Annotated in this window: 10 protein-coding genes and 1 riboswitch; of the genes, 5 read left to right on the forward strand and 5 right to left on the reverse strand. The window is 69.5% G+C overall.

Annotated elements, in window-relative coordinates; all coding sequences use genetic code 11:
• Positions 1-42: 42 nt before the first annotated feature.
• Complete coding sequence (locus tag ABE438_RS13225) at positions 43-2,862, reverse strand: Rne/Rng family ribonuclease (protein WP_346503100.1); 2,820 nt, start codon at positions 2,860-2,862, stop codon at positions 43-45.
• A gap of 719 nt (positions 2,863-3,581) precedes the next feature.
• Between ABE438_RS13225 and ABE438_RS13230 the strand changes: the two genes are divergently transcribed.
• Positions 3,582-4,772, forward strand: a complete 1,191-nt coding sequence (locus tag ABE438_RS13230) for an N-acetylmuramoyl-L-alanine amidase (RefSeq protein ID WP_346503101.1) — start codon at positions 3,582-3,584, stop codon at positions 4,770-4,772.
• 148 nt (positions 4,773-4,920) lie between these two features.
• Positions 4,921-7,368 carry a penicillin-binding protein 1A gene (locus ABE438_RS13235; RefSeq protein WP_346503102.1) on the forward strand — a complete coding sequence of 816 codons (2,448 nt, stop codon included), beginning with the start codon at positions 4,921-4,923 and terminating at the stop codon, positions 7,366-7,368.
• Between the two features lie 102 nt (positions 7,369-7,470).
• On the opposite strand, the gene ABE438_RS13240 is transcribed toward ABE438_RS13235, so the two are convergent.
• Positions 7,471-8,532 (reverse strand): zinc-binding dehydrogenase, encoded by a 1,062-nt coding sequence (locus ABE438_RS13240; RefSeq protein WP_346503191.1) that lies wholly within the window; start codon positions 8,530-8,532, stop codon positions 7,471-7,473.
• Positions 8,533-8,666: 134 nt separating this feature from the next.
• Positions 8,667-9,230: a manganese efflux pump MntP gene (locus tag ABE438_RS13245; protein ID WP_346503192.1), complete on the reverse strand. Its 564-nt coding sequence runs from the start codon at positions 9,228-9,230 to the stop codon at positions 8,667-8,669.
• A 75-nt stretch (positions 9,231-9,305) separates the two neighbouring features.
• Positions 9,306-9,403, reverse strand: a riboswitch (yybP-ykoY riboswitch).
• A gap of 183 nt (positions 9,404-9,586) precedes the next feature.
• Between ABE438_RS13245 and prfB the strand changes: the two genes are divergently transcribed.
• Positions 9,587-10,715 (forward strand): peptide chain release factor 2 gene (gene prfB, locus ABE438_RS13250; protein WP_346503103.1). Its coding sequence is split into 2 segments (ribosomal slippage): positions 9,587-9,655 and positions 9,657-10,715, totalling 1,128 coding nucleotides; the frame shifts between segments, so codons are not numbered across the junction.
• Between the two features lie 35 nt (positions 10,716-10,750).
• Positions 10,751-11,830, forward strand: a complete 1,080-nt coding sequence (locus ABE438_RS13255) for an SGNH/GDSL hydrolase family protein (RefSeq protein ID WP_346503104.1) — start codon at positions 10,751-10,753, stop codon at positions 11,828-11,830.
• A gap of 61 nt (positions 11,831-11,891) precedes the next feature.
• Here the strand turns inward: ABE438_RS13255 and ABE438_RS13260 are convergent, their stop codons facing one another.
• Both ABE438_RS13260 and rnd read right to left on the reverse strand, forming a co-directional pair.
• Entirely contained in the window at positions 11,892-13,211 is a 1,320-nt protein-coding gene (locus ABE438_RS13260) for a M23 family metallopeptidase (protein WP_346503105.1), read from the reverse strand.
• A gap of 182 nt (positions 13,212-13,393) precedes the next feature.
• A complete protein-coding gene (gene rnd, locus ABE438_RS13265) occupies positions 13,394-14,533 on the reverse strand; it encodes a ribonuclease D (protein WP_346503106.1) in 1,140 nt (379 codons plus the stop codon).
• 144 nt (positions 14,534-14,677) lie between these two features.
• Between rnd and aspS the strand changes: the two genes are divergently transcribed.
• Positions 14,678-16,456 (forward strand): aspartate--tRNA ligase, encoded by a 1,779-nt coding sequence (aspS, locus tag ABE438_RS13270; protein ID WP_346503193.1) that lies wholly within the window; start codon positions 14,678-14,680, stop codon positions 16,454-16,456.
• Position 16,457: the final 1 nt, after the last annotated feature.

Raw genomic sequence — 16,457 nt, forward strand, 5'->3', positions numbered from 1 at the left:
GCAGCGCGCGGCGGGCCTCGTCCTATCGGTTTGCTCGGGCCGTTACTTGCGGCCGGCGAGGCGGTTCCACCAGCCACCGCGCTTCGGGCGGTCCGGGTCGGGTGTCGTCAGCACGACGGCGACCGGCTCCTCCTGAACCACCGGGTGCGCCGGCTCGGGCTCCTCCGCCACCGGGGCGGGCTGCTCGGCCGGGGCTGCGGCGGGCTCTTCGGCGACGGGTGCCGGGGCGGTCTCCGCCTTGGGCTTGGCCTTGGCCTTGGCCTCGACCGGAGCCTGCTCGGCCTCGGCCTCGGCGGCCGGAGCGGCCTTCTTGCGGGTGCGGCTGCGCTTCGGCTTCTCGGCCGGGGCGGCTTCGGCCGGAGCTTCCGCCTCGGCGGCCGGCTCGCCCGCGACGGTCTCGGCATCGGCCTTCTTTGCGCGGCTGCGGCGGGCCCGCTTCGGCTTCTCCTCGCTCGCCGGTGCGGCCTCCTCGGCCACAGGGGCGGGCGCCGCCTCGGTCGCGGACGCTGCCTCGGCCTCGGCCGGGGCGGACGCGTCGGCGCCAGCCTCGGCAGGCTCGGCGCTCACGGCCTCGTCCTCGTCGCCGGCCTCGCCGTCATCCGAATCGCTCTCGCCGGAAGCGCCGTTCTGCGCCTGGTCGTCGTCGCGCTCGCCACCACGCCGGCGGCGGCGGCGCCGGCGGCGGCGCTTGCTGCCGTCGCCACGGGCCTCCTGCTGCTCCTCGCCCTCGGCGGCCGGAGCGGCCTCAGCCGTGGCGTCGGCCTCGGCTTCGGTCTCGCCGTCGATCTCGACGATGTCCTCCTCCTCGACCTCCTCGACGATGGTCTCGGCGCGCATCGCGCTCGGTGTGGCGATGCGGTTCTCGTTGCCGACGAACTCGCCGCGCTCGACCTCGAAATAGCGAGTGCCGAGCAGGGCCGTGTCGGCCGAGATGGTGATCGCGATGTTGAAGCGCTCCTCCAGGTCGCGCAGATGGGCACGCTTCTGGTTGAGCACGTAGAGCGCGACCTCGGGACGGGTCCGGACCTCGAGATTGTGCGAGGCGCTCTTGATCAGCGCTTCCTCGAGCGCGCGCAGGATCTGCAGCGCGACCGACGGCGTCGAGCGCACCAGGCCGGCGCCGGCGCAATGCGGGCACGGCACCGAGGAGCTTTCCAGAACGCCGGTGCGGATGCGCTGGCGCGACATCTCCAGCAGGCCGAAGGCCGAGATGCGGCCGACCTGGATGCGCGCCCGGTCGTTCTTCAGGCACTCCTTGAGCTTCTTCTCGACCGCCCGGTTGTTCCGGTTCTCCTCCATGTCGATGAAGTCGATCACGATCAGGCCGGCGAGGTCGCGCAGGCGCAGCTGCCGCGAGATCTCCTCGGCCGCCTCGAGATTGGTCTTGAGCGCGGTGTCCTCGATATTGTGCTCGCGGGTCGAGCGGCCCGAGTTGATGTCGATCGCGACCAGCGCCTCGGTCTGGTTGATCACCAGATAGCCGCCGGACTTCAGCGTCACCGTGCTGGAGAACATCGCGTCGAGCTGGCTCTCCACGCCGAAGCGGGCGAAGAGCGGGGTCTGCTCGCGATAGGGCTTCACGCTCTTGGCATGGCTCGGCATGAGCATGCGCATGAAGTCCTTGGCCTCGCGATAGGCCTCCTCGCCGGCGACGTGAACCTCGTCGATGTCCTTGTTGTAGAGGTCGCGGATCGAGCGTTTGACGAGGTTGCCCTCCTCATAGACCAGCGCGGGCGCCACCGAGCCGAGCGTCAGCTCGCGCACGCTCTCCCACATCCGCATCAGGTATTCGTAGTCGCGCCGGATCTCCGGCTTGGTGCGCGAGGCGCCGGCCGTGCGCAGGATGATCCCCATGCCCTCCGGAACCTCGAGCTCCTGGGCGATCTCCTTCAGGCGCTTGCGATCCTCGGCATTGGTGATCTTGCGCGAGATGCCGCCGCCCTTGCCGGTGTTGGGCATCAGCACCGAATAGCGGCCGGCCAGCGAGAGATAGGTGGTCAGGGCGGCGCCCTTGTTGCCGCGCTCCTCCTTGACGACCTGGACCAGGATGATCTGGCGGCGCTTGATCACCTCCTGGATCTTGTACTGGCGGCGCAGGTTGCGCGGGCGCTCCGGCATGTCGTCGAGGGCGTCGCCGCCGCCGAGCTGCTCGGGCTCTTCCTCGCCGTTCTCCTCGCCGTCGGCGTGCTCGTCGCCGTCCTCGCCGTCCTCGTCGTCCTGCGCGGGCTGGCGGGCCTCGGCGGCTTCGCCGTCCTCATGGGCGGCGGGGGCCTCGGCGGTCTCGTCGGCGACGGTCTCGAAGGTCAGCGGCGCGGCGTTCTCGGCCGTGGTCTCGCCATCGGTCTCGGTCACCGCCGGGGCGAAGACCTCGCCGAAGGCCGGCGCGCCCTCGTTGACCATGGCGGCTTCCTTGCCGTCGGTCTCGACGCGCAGCGCCTCGCCTTCCTGCGCCTCGCCCGAGGCGACCTCGGCGCTGACGGTCTCGCCGGAATCGTTCGTGCGCTTGGCGCGGTCGCGACGGTTGCGGCGGCCGCGACGCTCGCGGCGCTCCTCGTCACGCTCCTCCTCGCGCTCGGCGCGCTCCTCTTCGGCGAGCAGGGCCTGCCGGTCCGCCATCGGGATCTGGTAATAGTCGGGGTGGATTTCGGAGAAGGCGAGGAAGCCGTGGCGGTTGCCGCCATATTCGACGAAGGCGGCCTGGAGCGAGGGTTCGACCCGCGTCACCTTGGCCAGATAGATGTTGCCGCGCAGGGGCTTCCTGCTGGCGGATTCGAAATCAAATTCCTCGATGCGCGGGCCGCGGACCACCACGACCCGGGTCTCTTCCGGGTGGGTGGCGTCGATAAGCATCTTGTTGGGCATTGGAACAGTCCATCTGCGCGACGGCCCAGGCAGCCTGTCGGCACGCGGTAATCAAACCGCGTGCGAGGGCGAGAGCATCGCGCGTCGGCCGGCGATGGCCGGCATGTTGCAGGGGGAAGTAACGGGTCGGGGGCAGGGCACGGGGGTGCATGACGGCGCGGGCGCAGGGCCCGTCACCGCTTGAGCGGTCTCGACGAAACACCGGAATGAGAAGCGGCGTCGTGTGCCCCGACATCTGACCTTTGACCTGCGGCCTGCCGGCCGGGTGGCGAGGCATTCCGCGTTCACACGCTCGCGAAAGTCCGACCCGGCATCGATCTGCTGCCTGACGCGGGTCTGTCCGCGGACGATTCTGTTGCCGGTCGCAATCTGCGCCGCTCCACGCCAGGAAGGAGGCGGGATCGGTCGCCGTTTCGCCGGGCCCGGCAGGATCGTTGGCGACCCGTCCGGCCTGCGGCGTCGGCTTCGCAACGCGACCGACTCCATTACAGATAGGTTGCAGTGTTTTGCAAGCAACATCGCGTGATCGCGCCGGGCCGGTTCCCGAACTGCGGCAAGCCATGGTAACGGCCTGTCAACGAATTGCGGCATCATTGGTTAACCATCACCGACCGCCGCGCCCGAAATTGCGGAGATCTCTCCTGCCGCGTCGCTCTCGCCATCCAGCCGCAACGGCGTCGCGCCTCCTCGCCTGGCTCGCCGCGCTGCTCGTCTGCGCCATGGCCGGTATGGCCCTGGCCAACCCGTCCGCCTCGGGCGCCCGCCCGCTGCCGGTGGCCAGCGAGGCGCGCATCGAGGCGCAGGGCGAGACGGTGCGCCTGACGCTGACCCTGTCGCAGCCGGTCACGGCCAACGCCTTCGTCATGGCGGGGCCGGACCGCGCGATCATCGACCTGCCCTCGGTCAACTTCCAGCTCGATCCGAAAGTCGGCCAGAAGGGGGCGGGTTTCGTCTCCGGCTTCCGCTACGGCCTGTTCATGGCCGACCGGGCGCGGGTGATCATCAGCCTGAGCCAGCCGGCGACGGTCTCCGACATCGCCACCCGCACGGTGCGCGGCGGCTTCGGCGAACTCGTCATCGAGCTGAAGCGGGTCAGCCGCAGCGATTTCGCCGCCGAGGCCCGCAGCGCCGCCGCCTCCGCCCGGCTGCCGCAGGTCGAGGTCGCCCCGCGCGCCGCCGGCGATTCCCGCAAGATCGTGGTGATCGACCCCGGTCATGGCGGCATCGATCCCGGCGCGGTCGTCGCCTCCATCGCCGAGAAGAGCGTGGTGCTCGCCTTCGGGCAGAAGCTGCGCGACCTGCTCGAGGCGAGCGGACGCTATCGCGTGATCATGACCCGCGACGACGACAGCTTCGTGCCGCTGGGCGAGCGGGTCCGCATTGCCCGCGCCGCCGAGGCCAATCTCTTCATCTCGATCCATGCCGATTCGCTGGCGCGGGCGCAGGATGTGCGCGGCGCCACGATCTACACCGGCTCCGAACGCGCGACCGACGCCGAGTCGGCCAGGCTCGCGGCCAAGGAGAACCAGGCCGACGCCGTGGCCGGGCTCGACGACAGCGAGGATCTGCACGACGTCGCCGGCATCCTGATGGATCTCGCCAAGCGCGAGACCCGGCGCTTCTCCTCGATCTTCGCGCGCAATCTCGTCGAAAATCTCGGGGCCTCGGTCCGCATGCACAAGGTGCCGGTCCGCTCGGCCGGTTTTCGCGTGCTGACGGCGCCCGACGTGCCTTCGGTGCTGATCGAGCTCGGCTACATGTCGAGCCCGAAGGATGCCGAGCTGCTGAATTCGGAAGCCTGGCGCGCCAAGGCGGCGGCGGCGGTCAACGCCGCCATCGACCAGCATTTCGAGACGACGCGCGCCCCGGCTCAGGCCGGCGGCAAGTCGGCGGCCAGCGATGGGCGGTGAGGGCTGGCGAAGATGGCGGCTGTTGTCCAGAGGCCACGGTTCCGCCATCAGCGCCATGTTATAGACAGCGTTTAAAGAGCGTTACGCAGGGCAGGGCGCGCAGGGCGATTCGCGCGCGACGGCCGGCAGACTGAGGTCAGGTTTCTCGATGCGGTTCATTCTGCGCCTTTTCGGATGGGCGTTCGCGGCCGGCACGATTCTCTTCGTGATCGGCGTGGCGGGAGCCGCCGGCCTCATCTGGCACTACTCCAAGGACCTGCCGGACTCCGCGCAGCTGCGGAATTACGAACCGCCGGTGATGAGCCGCGTCCATGCCGGCGACGGCAGCCTGATCGCCGAGTTCGCGCGCGAGCGCCGGCTCTATCTGCCGATCCAGGCGGTGCCGAAGCTGGTGGTCGATGCCTTCCTCTCGGCCGAGGACAAGAATTTCTACAAGCATTTCGGCGTCGATCCGGAAGGTCTCGCCCGCGCGGCGATCTCGAACTTCCGCAATCGCGGTTCGGGCCGCCGCCCGCAGGGCGCCTCGACCATTACCCAGCAGGTCGCGAAGAACTTCCTGGTCGGCTCCGAGCAGAGCATGGAGCGCAAGATCCGCGAGGCGCTGATCGCGCTGCGCATCGAGTCGACCTACTCCAAGGACAAGATCCTCGAGCTCTACCTGAACGAAATCTATCTCGGCGCGCCGGCTCCGGGGCAGGGCAGCTACGGCGTCGCCGCCGCGGCGCTGAACTATTTCGGCAAGTCGGTGCACGAGTTGAACCTGCAGGAGGCCGCCTATATCGCCGCCCTGCCGAAGGCGCCGACCGACCTGCATCCCTACCGCAACCGCGAGCGCGCCATCGAGCGCCGCAACTACGTGCTCGACCGCATGGTCGAGAACGGCTACGCCACCCGCGAGGCGGCCGAGGCCGCGAAGAAGGCGCCGCTCGGCGTCAATCCGCGCACTGTCTCGCCGAACCAGATCGCCGCCGGCTACTTCGCCGAGGAGATCCGCCGCGAGCTGCAGGATCGCTATGGCGAGAAGAAGCTGCTCGAGGGCGGTCTCTCGGTGCGCGCCACCGTCGATCCCAAGATGCAGCTCATGGCCCGCAAGGCGCTGGTCGACGGTCTCGTGCGCTATGACGAGGCCCGCGGCTGGCGCGGCGCCGTGCAGAAGCTCGAGATCGGCCGCGGCGACTGGGGCCCGGTGATCGGCGAGCTGCCGGTGCTGGGCGACGTCCGTCCCTGGCGCCAGGCCGTCGTGCTGGAGATGACGGGCGAGGGCGCCCGCGTCGGCCTGCATCCGGGCCGCGAGAATTCCGGCCATCTGCGCCAGGAGCGCGAGACCGCGATCCTCGGCGCCGAAGGCATCCGCTGGACCCGCCGCGGCCGCATTGCGCAGGTCGTCTCGCCGGGCGACGTCGTCTATGTCGAGCCGATCGACGGCAAGCCCGGCCAGGTCCGCCTGCGCCAGCTGCCCGAGGTGAACGGCGCCATCACCGTGATGGACCCGTTCTCGGGCCGCGTGCTCGCCATGGTCGGCGGCTTCTCGCACGACCAGTCCGAGTTCAACCGCGCGACGCAGGCGCTGCGCCAGCCCGGCTCGTCGTTCAAGCCCTTCGTCTACGCCACCGCGCTCGACAACGGCTACACCCCGTCCAGCATCGTGCTCGACGGGCCGATCGAGGTCGACCAGGGCGGCGGCCTCGGCATGTGGACGCCGAGCAACTACGACGGCAAGTTCACCGGCCCGCGCACCCTGCGCTACGGCATCCAGTTCTCGAAGAACCTGATGACGGTGCGCCTCGCCAAGGATGTCGGCATGCCGCTGATCGCGGAATATGCCCGCCGCTTCGGTATCTATGACGACATGCTGCCGGTGCTCTCGATGTCGCTCGGCGCCGGCGAGACCACGGTCATGCGCATGACGGCGGCCTACGCCATGCTGGCCAATGGCGGCCGGCGCATCCGCCCGACGCTGATCGACCGCATTCAGGACCGCACCGGCTCGACGATCTACCGTCACGACCAGCGCGTCTGCGAGGGCTGCAACGCCGACAAGTGGTCGAACCAGCGCGAGCCGCGCCTCGTCGACAACCGCGACCAGGTGCTCGACCCGCTGACCGCTTACCAGATGGTCTCGATGCTCGAGGGCGTCGTGCAGGCCGGCACCGCGACGGTCGTGAAGTCGGTCGGCAAGCCGCTCGCCGGCAAGACCGGCACCACCAACGACGCCAAGGACGTCTGGTTCGTCGGCTTCTCGCCGGACCTCGCCGTCGGTGTCTATATGGGCTTCGACCGGCCGAAGTCGCTCGGCAACTCGGCGACCGCGGGCCAGTACGCCGCGCCGATCTTCCGCGACTTCATGCAGGCCGCGCTGAAGGACAAGCCGGCGACGCCGTTCCGCGTCCCGGCGGGCATCAAGCTGATCCGCGTCGATCCCCGCACCGGCATGCGCGCCGGCGGCGAGGGCGGCATCCTCGAAGCCTTCAAGCCGGGCACGGCGCCGCCGGACAGCTATTCGGTGATCGGCGCGTCCGACGGCACCGGCGGCTTCGGCGGGGCGCCCGGGGGCGGTGGCCGCTCGGTCGGCTCCGGCACCGGCGGACTCTACTGAAACCGGTATTTCGCGCCGCCGGCAGCGACCGCCCACCCCAATGCAAAACGCCGCCCTTGCCGGGCGGCGTTTTCGTTTCGGCCTGCCGCGATGCGGGGTGGCTCAGGCCGCGGGCAGCAGGACGCCGCGGCCGATCACGCGGCCCTCGCGCAGCGCGTCGAGCAACGCGTTCGCCTCCTGCATGGGCCGGCTGGTGATCGGGATGCGCGCCAGCTTGCCGGCGCGCGCCAGGGCGAGCAGCTCGTGCAGTTCGGCGAGGCTGCCGACGAAGGAACCCATCAGCGTCAGCGAGCGCAGCGGCAGCAGCGGGATCGACAGCGGGATGTCGCCGCCGACCAGGCCGATGACGACGCAGGTGCCGCCCTTGGCCACGGCGTTGATCGCGAGCTGCACGGAATCGCGCGCGCCGACGAAGTCGATCACCGCCGACGGCGCGCCGCCGCACAGCGCCGCGATCTGCGCCACCGCGTCGGCGTCGCGTGGGTCGACCGCGCCGATCGCGCCGGCTGCGATCGCCGCCTCCCGCTTGGCCGGGTCGAGATCGGCGACGACCGCGCCCTTCGCGCCCAGCGCGCCCAGCATGCTCAGGCACATCAGCCCGAGCCCGCCGCCGCCGATCACCAGGATCGGCGCGGTCTCGATCAGCTTGCCGAGCTTGCGCACGGCGGAGAAGGCGGTCAGCCCGGCGCAGGCCAGCGGCGCCGCCTCGGCCGGCGCGAGATCGCCGATGTCCAGCAGATAGCGCGGATGCGGCACCACGAGATGCGAGCTGTAGCCGCCATCGGCGAAGACGCCGAGGAAGCGGTTGGCGCCTGTGCAGACATGCTCGCGCGCGGCGGCGCAATTGGCGCACTTGCCGCAGCCGATCCAGGGATAGACGAGATAGGAGCGGCCGGGTGCGACGCCCTCGGCCTCCGGGCCTGCCGCGACCAGTGTCCCGACCGTCTCGTGGCCGGGCGTGTGCGGCAGTTTCGCGCCCCGGTCGCTCATCTTGAGGAACTTGCCGCCGCCGAGATCGTAGCCGCCCTCGCAGACATGGATGTCGGTATGGCAGATCCCCGCGGCCTGTACCGCCAGCACCACCTCGCTGCCGGACGGTTCCGGCGTGCCGACCTCGCGGCATTCCAGCGGCGCACCATAGCGCATCAGGCGGTAGCTCTTCATCTGCGTCACGATTCGTCCTCCCGGTTTGACGCTACGATAGCCTGCCGCTCATCGGCCGCGACAAGCGCGGGCGGGCAGGGGGCATCGCGCCGGGTGGGACGCTGCGTCGCGCGCGGGGAGCGGGAGCGCCGCCCTCAAGCGCCGAGATGGGCGTGGAGAATCGACAGGCCGAGCCCGATCAGCGCCAGCCCTGCGCAGGCTTCGGCGATCCGGCCGAGGCGCGCGCCGACGAGACGGCCGACAAGCATGCCGCCGGAGGACATCAGGAAGGTCGCGAGCCCGATCGCCAGCGCGACCACGACGATGTCGACGTCGAGCAGCGCCAGCGAGACGCCGACCGCCATCGCATCGATGCTGGTGCCGATCGCCGTCGCCAGCAGCAGGCCGAAGGAGCGGCCGGGCGGCTTCTCCGCCTCCGGTTCGGGCGTCCGGCTGGCGGCCCGCAGCATGTGGACACCGACGCCAGAGAGCAGGATGAAGGCGACCCAGTGGTCGACCGCCTCGATCAGGCTGCTGGCCGCCAGGCCAGCCGCCCAGCCGATCAGCGGCGTGATCGCCTCGACCGTGCCGAAGACCGCGCCGGTGCGCAGCGCTTCGGCGAGGCGTGGCCGGCCTAGCGCAGCGCCACGGCCGACGGAGACGGCGAAAGCGTCGACGGACATGCTCACCGCGAGCACGGTGATCGAGAACGGAGACATGAGACGTGCAAACCCCAGGCTGGCGACGGGCCGCGCCATGCCCGGTTCCGGGCGAGCGCGATGCCGGTCTCGCCTGGCCGCGTTCTGCGGCTGACCACGCCACGCGCGATAAGCGCGAGTCTGTTGACGCGGTCCCGTCGGGAGGACGGTGGCTACTCCCCGATGCGCCGCTGTCTAGGCAGTCTCGGGAGAAAGTCAAGCGATATCAATATTTTAGTGACTTCAAGAAGCGTTTGCAACAAGCGCCGGGAGGCGTCGGGCTCCATTCGCCGGCCGCCTTCCATTTACAGGCGCGCCGAAGCTGCCTATGTCGTGGCGACCTTTTCAAACCCCGTGACCGGAGCCGGCCAGCGATCATGCGCCCTGAAGTCCAGACGCAGCTCGATAACGCCAAGCAGTCGATCGGACTGCTGAGGAGGCATCTTTGACTGGGATGTCGCACAACGCCGCCTAGCCGAGCTCAACGCGCTCTCCGAAGGCCCGGATTTCTGGAACGACGCCGAGAACGCGCAGAAGCTGATGCGTGAGCGCACCGCGCTCGAGACGCAGATCGAGGGTATCACCCGCCTCGAGCGCGATCTCGAAGACGCGCTGACGCTGATCGAGCTCGGTGAGATGGAAGACGACGCCGCCACGATCGGCGAGGGCGAGGCCGCCATCAAAACGGTCGAGGCCGAGGCGTCGCGCCTGCAGGTCGAATCGCTCCTCTCGGGCGAAGCCGACATGCTCGACACCTATATCGAGATCCATCCCGGCGCCGGCGGAACCGAAAGCCAGGACTGGGCCGAGATGCTGCTGCGCATGTATCGGCGCTGGGGCGAGCGGCGAAAGTTCAAGGTCGAGACTCTGGACTACCAGGAAGGCGAGCAGGCCGGCATCAAGTCGGCAACGCTGCAGTTCAAGGGGCACAACGCTTATGGCTGGCTGAAGACCGAATCGGGCGTGCACCGGCTGGTGCGCATCTCGCCCTTCGATTCCAACGCCCGCCGGCAGACCTCCTTCGCCTCGGTCTGGGTGTATCCCGTCGTCGACGACCGTATCCAGGTCGACGTCAAGGAATCTGACTGCCGGATCGACACCTATCGCTCGTCGGGCGCAGGCGGCCAGCACGTCAACACCACCGACTCCGCGGTGCGCATCACCCATATCCCGACCGGGATCGCGGTGGCCTGCCAGCAGGAGCGCTCGCAGCACAAGAACCGGGCCAAGGCCTGGGAGATGCTGCGCGCGCGCCTCTACGAAGTCGAGCTGAAGAAGCGCGAGGACAAGGCCAACGCCGAGCAGGCCTCCAAGACCGATATCGGCTGGGGCCACCAGATCCGCTCCTATGTGCTGCAGCCCTATCAGCTGGTGAAGGACCTGCGCACCGGCGTCACCTCGACGGCCCCCTCCGACGTGCTGGACGGCGAGATCGACCCGTTCATGGAGGCGTCGCTCGCGCAGCGCGTCTACGGCACGACGGTCGAGGTCGAGGACATCGATTGACCGCCCCCCGCCGGTCCCGCGCCCGCGAGATTCTCGTGAATCTCGCGGTGTCGGCCGGCGCGGTGCTCGTCTTCGCGCTGTTCTGCGAGCTGGTGGTCTTCCGCTTCGTGCTGCCGGCCAGCGACGTGCCGCGCAACGCCTTCGTCAACGAGGTGGTGCGCTACGCGCCCGGCCAGACCGGCTCCTGGCGCGTGCGCGACGAGATCGACGCGCCGTTCTCGATCAATGCCGAGGGCTGGAACTCGCCGCTGCCGGACTATCCCGTCGCCCGCAAGCCGGGCGTCGGGCGCATCGCCTTCGTCGGCGACAGCTTCGTCGAGGCGCTGCAGGTCCCGGTCGGCGAGAGCTTCGCCGAGCGCACCGCTGCCGCGCTCTCCACCGCTTCCGCCCCGGTCGAGGTCTACCGCTTCGGCGTGGCCGGCGCGCCGCTCAGCCAGTATCTCCAGATGGTCGAGCGCGAGGTCGAGCAGCGCCGGCCCGACCGCATCGTGGTGATGCTGGTCCACAACGACTTCGACGAGAGCTTCGTCTTCAAGCCCGGTCGCTACACCTCGAGCTTCCTGAAGCTGCGGGTCGAGAACGGCCGCGTCGCCGGCGAGGTCCGCCCCGAGCCCTGGCGCGCCGGGCCGCTCGAATTCCTGCGCCGCACCGCGACCGCCCGCTTCCTGCTCTATCGCTGGCAGGTGAGGCCGCAGGTGCTGGTCAACGCCTTCCTCGGGCCGGCCCAGGCCGCGGAGGGCGAGGGCGGCTACGCCGCCAATATCGATGTCGGCAGCGTGCTGGCGCTGGAGCCCGAGATCAGGGTGGTGACCGACTATCTCTTCGCCCGGCTGAAGGCACGTGCGGAGGCGATCGGCGCGCGGCTCCAGTTCGTGATGGATGGCGACAGGGCTGCGATCTATGCCGGCAAGACCACGAGCCCGGCGCTCAGGCTCAATGCCATCGTCGCCGAGGCGGCAAAGCGCCACGGGCTGCCCTTCCTCGATCTCCATCCGGTCTTCGCCGCCGACTGGGCGCAGCATCGCAAGCGCTTCGAGTTCGACGCCGATGCCCATTGGAACCGCTATGGCCACGAAGTGGCGGCGGCGGCCATCGCGGCTGAACTGGCCAAGTAATTATCGGCGGCCCAAGTCAGGTCGCGGCAGCCCCTTGAGCCGGACGTCCTCGTCTGCGATCTCAGATGCGGCCGGTAAGCCGGTTGCCGGCGCGCAGAAAGCGCGTCGGGTCGATCGCGTCGCCGTCAATCCGGGTTTCGTAGTGGAGATGCGGGCCGGTCGAGCGGCCGGTCGAGCCGACGCGGCCGACCATGGTGCCGGCTTCCACCGTCTGCCCTTCCTTGACCACGATCGCCGACATGTGGGCGTAGCGCGTGGTGATGCCGCCGGCGTGCTCGACCTCGACCATGTTGCCGTAGCCGCCGGAGTATTCGGCGGTGACGACCTTGCCGGGGGCGGTAGCGTGGATCGGCGTGCCCGGTGCGCCGCGGAAGTCGATGCCGGTATGCATCGCCGGACCGCGGGTGAAGGGATCGACCCGGTAGCCGAAATTCGAACTCATATCGACATCGCCGCGCATCGGGCTCTTCAGCGGCAGCTGGCCGACCAGTTCGCGCATGCGCAGAACCTGCGAGAGGCGCGGCTGGATGCTGTGCAGCGTCGCCTCGAACGGCCCGGCGCCCGGATCGAGCGAGACCGGCACCAGCGGGCCGCCGACATCCTTCGGCACCGGCACGTTGGCGGCAAGGCGGTCGGCGTTCAGCCCGGTTTCGGCGAGCGCGCTGCGCATCGCCTTGTAGCTCTCGACGAGGCTGCTATCGATCCGGCGCAGCGCGGCGAGCTGGGTCTCGCCGGTCTCCTCGATCGACTTGTCGAGTTCCTCCAGCGTCAGCGCCACGCGCTTGGCCGGCGGCGTCGGCTCGGTCAGCTCGCCATTGGTCCAGCCGTCCTCGCTGCGGTCGGCTGCGCCGCGCAGCGGCAGCGCGTCGGGCGCCGGGACGGGCTTGCCGGCGGCGCGCTGCGGCGCCGTCTTGGCGAAGCTCGACACGCTCGAAGCCTGCACCGGCTCGCGCAGGGCGAGCGGGCGTGGCGGCGGGGTCTTCGGCACGGCGGAGAGGCCGGCGCTGCGCAGCGTCTCGGTGACGGCCGTGACCAGCGCCTGGCGCGATTCGAGTTCGGCCTGGCGGGTCGCGATCTCGTCGACGCGCGCCTCGACGCCGTCCTGGTCGAGCAGGGCGCGGCTGGCGAGGCGGTCGATATCGGCGCGCAGCGCTGCAATGCGGTCCTCATAGGCGTATTGCCGCGAGGTTTCCCGTTTGATCAGCCGGGCGGCCAGCTCGTCCTTGTTCAGGATGTACCAGGTCGTCGCCCCGCTCCAGGCGGTCGTCAGGGTCAGCAGCGACAGGCCCAGCAGCGCCGTCGAGCGGCGGATGGCGAACCGGTTGCGGTGAAGGACGCCGGAGGCGGGCTGGGCCGGAGCCCCGTGAAGGTGAGAGGTCATTACGCGATACCGACTGTCACGCTTGCGATGATGCGATTAGACCCCGTTAGGGTTAATCAAACGCAAAGCGGCGCGGCCGGCAGGCGGGTCTGGGGCAAATTTCCGGATCGGGGGCGGGGGAAAGCCGGCAGGCCGGCGACCGTTCGCCAGCCTCGCGAGGGCCTCGGGACCGGGTGCTCGCGTCACCCGACGGTGACGCGGCCCTTCACGATGCGCAGCGCCAGGGCACCGTTCTTCAGCGCCAGCGCCTTCTCGCCGAACAGCTCGCGGCGCCAGCCATGCAGGGCCGGGACATCCGCCGCGTCGTCATGGGCGATCGCCTCGAGATCGTCGGTGGAGGCGATGATCTTGGGCGCGACGCGCTCGGCGTCGGCGGTGGCCTTGAGCAGGACCTTGAGCAGGTCGAGCACGGCGCCATTGCCCGGCCGTCCGCGCTCGCGCTCGATGCGGGGCAGGGTGCGCGGATCCAGTTCCTGGGCGCGCTCGATCGCGGCCAGCACCTCGCCGCCGGCGCGCGAGCGCTCGAAGCCGTTCGGCACGGAGCGCAGTTCGCCCAGTGCCTCGACCGAGCGCGGGGCGCGCTGCACGATATCCATCAGCGCGTCGTCCTTGAGCACGCGCTGGCGCGGCACGTCGCGATGCTGGGCCTCGCGCTCGCGCCAGGCCGCCAGCTCCATCAGCGCGGGCAGTTCCTTCGGCTTGCGGATGCGGCCCTTGAGGCGCTGCCAGGCGTTCTCCGGCTTGACCTCGTAGGTCGCCGGCGAATTCAGCACCGCCATCTCCTCGTCGACCCAGCCGGCGCGGCCGGTCTGCTCCAGATCGGCCTTGAGGGCGAGGTAGACGTCGCGCAGATGCGTCACGTCCGATTCGGCATAGGCGAGCTGCGCCTCGCTGAGCGGCCGGCGCGACCAGTCGGTGAAGCGCGAGGACTTGTCGACCCGCGCCTTGGCGAGATCGTTGACCAGCTGCTCGTAGCCGACGGAGTCGCCATAGCCGCAGACCATGGCGGCGACCTGCGTGTCGAACAGCGGCGTCGGCAGGATGCGGCCGAGCATCCAGACGATCTCGAGATCCTGCCGGGCGGCGTGGAAGACCTTGACCACCGCGGTGTCGGCCATCAGCGCCATGAAGGGCGCGAGGTCGATGTCGTCCGCCAGCGGGTCGACCATCACGGCCTCGTCGGGCGAGGCGAGCTGGATCAGGCACAGCTTCGGATAATAGGTGGTCTCGCGCAGGAACTCGGTATCGACCGTGACGAACGGGTGCGCGGCGAGGCGGGAGCAGGCCTCGGCCAGCTCCTGTGTGGTGGCGATCAGCTTCATGACGTCGCGCTCTTAGCAGATCGATCCGGGGCATGTCGCGGGCGTTCTTGACAATGCCGCTGCGCGCGTGTGCTTAACCGCCCAAATTCTTTGCGCGCCCGAACGCGGCCCGCACGCATGCCCGGAAAGTCTGATCCCGTGACCTTGCATCGCTACCGCTCCCACACCTGCGCCGCGCTTCGTGACAGCGACATCGGCGCGACCGTGCGTCTCTCCGGCTGGTGCCACCGCATCCGCGACCACGGCGGCGTGCTGTTCATCGATCTGCGCGACCATTACGGCCTGACGCAGGTGGTGGTGGATCCGGATTCGCCGGCCTTCGCCGATGCCGAGAAGGTCCGCTCGGAGTGGGTCATCCGCATCGACGGCAAGGTCAAGGCGCGTCTCGAGGGCACCGAGAACCCGAACCTCGCCACTGGCGCGATCGAGGTCTTCGCCACCGGCCTTGAAGTGCTCGGCCCGGCGGCCGAACTGCCGCTGCCGGTGTTCGGCGATCTCGAATACCCTGAGGACACCCGCCTGAAGTACCGCTTCCTCGACCTGCGCCGCGAGAAGCTGCACAGCAACATCATGCTGCGCACCAAGGTGATCGACTCGCTGCGCCAGCGCATGAAGTCGTCGGGCTTCTCGGAGTTCCAGACGCCGATCCTGACCGCGTCGAGCCCCGAGGGCGCGCGCGACTTCCTGGTGCCGAGCCGCCTGCATCCGGGCCATTTCTACGCGCTGCCGCAGGCGCCACAGCAGTACAAGCAGCTGCTGATGATGGCGGGCTTCGACCGCTACTTCCAGATCGCGCCCTGCTTCCGCGACGAGGATCCGCGCGCCGACCGCCTGCCGGGCGAGTTCTACCAGCTCGACGTCGAGATGAGCTTCGTCGAGCAGGACGATGTCTTCCGCACCATGGAGCCGGTGATCGCCGGGGTGTTCGAGGAGTTCGGCGGCGGCAAGAGCGTCACCAAGAACTGGCCGCGCATCCCCTATGCCGAGTCGATCCGCAAATACGGCTCCGACAAGCCGGACCTGCGCAACCCGATCGAGATGCAGGACGTCTCCGAGCATTTCCGTGGCTCGGGCTTCAAGATCTTCGCGCGCATCCTCGAGGGCGAGAAGAACCGCGTCTGGGCGATCCCCGGGCCGAAGGGCGGCAGCAGAGCCTTCTGCGACCGGATGAACTCCTGGGCGCAGGGCGAGGGCCAGCCCGGCCTCGGTTACCTGATGGTCAAGGAAGACGGCGAGGGCCAGGGGCCGATCGCCAACAACATCGGCCCGGAGCGCGTCGCGGCGATCGTGACGCAGCTCGGCCTCCAGGGCGGCGACGCCTGCTTCTTCGTCGCGGGCGACCCTGACAAGTTCTACAAGTTCGCCGGCGCGGCGCGGAACAAGGTCGGCGCCGATCTCGGCCTGATCGACGAGAACGCCTTCGCCTTCGCCTGGATCGTCGACTTCCCGATGTTCGAGTACAACGAGGACGAGAAGAAGATCGATTTCTCGCACAACCCCTTCTCCATGCCGCAGGGCGGGCTGAAGGCGCTGACCGAGGAGGATCCGCTCTCGCTCAAGGCGTTCCAGTACGACATCGCCTGCAACGGCTACGAGCTGGCCTCCGGCGGCATCCGCAACCACAGGCCGGAAGCGATGGTGAAGGCCTTCGAGATCGCCGGCTATGGCGAGGAGACGGTGGTCGAGCGCTTCGGCGGCATGTACCGCGCCTTCCAGTACGGCGCCCCGCCGCATGGCGGCATGGCGGCCGGCATCGACCGCATCATCATGCTGCTGGCGGGCGCGACGAACCTGCGCGAGGTCGCGCTGTTCCCGATGAACCAGCAGGCGGTCGACTTGCTGATGGGCGCGCCGGCTCCGGCGACCCCGAAGCAGCTGCGCGAGGCGCATCTGCGGGTCAACCTGCCCGAGAAGAACGGCTGAT

Origin of the sequence: Allobosea sp. TWI1241 (assembly GCF_039673065.1) — a bacterium.
Classification (GTDB): domain Bacteria; phylum Pseudomonadota; class Alphaproteobacteria; order Rhizobiales; family Beijerinckiaceae; genus Allobosea.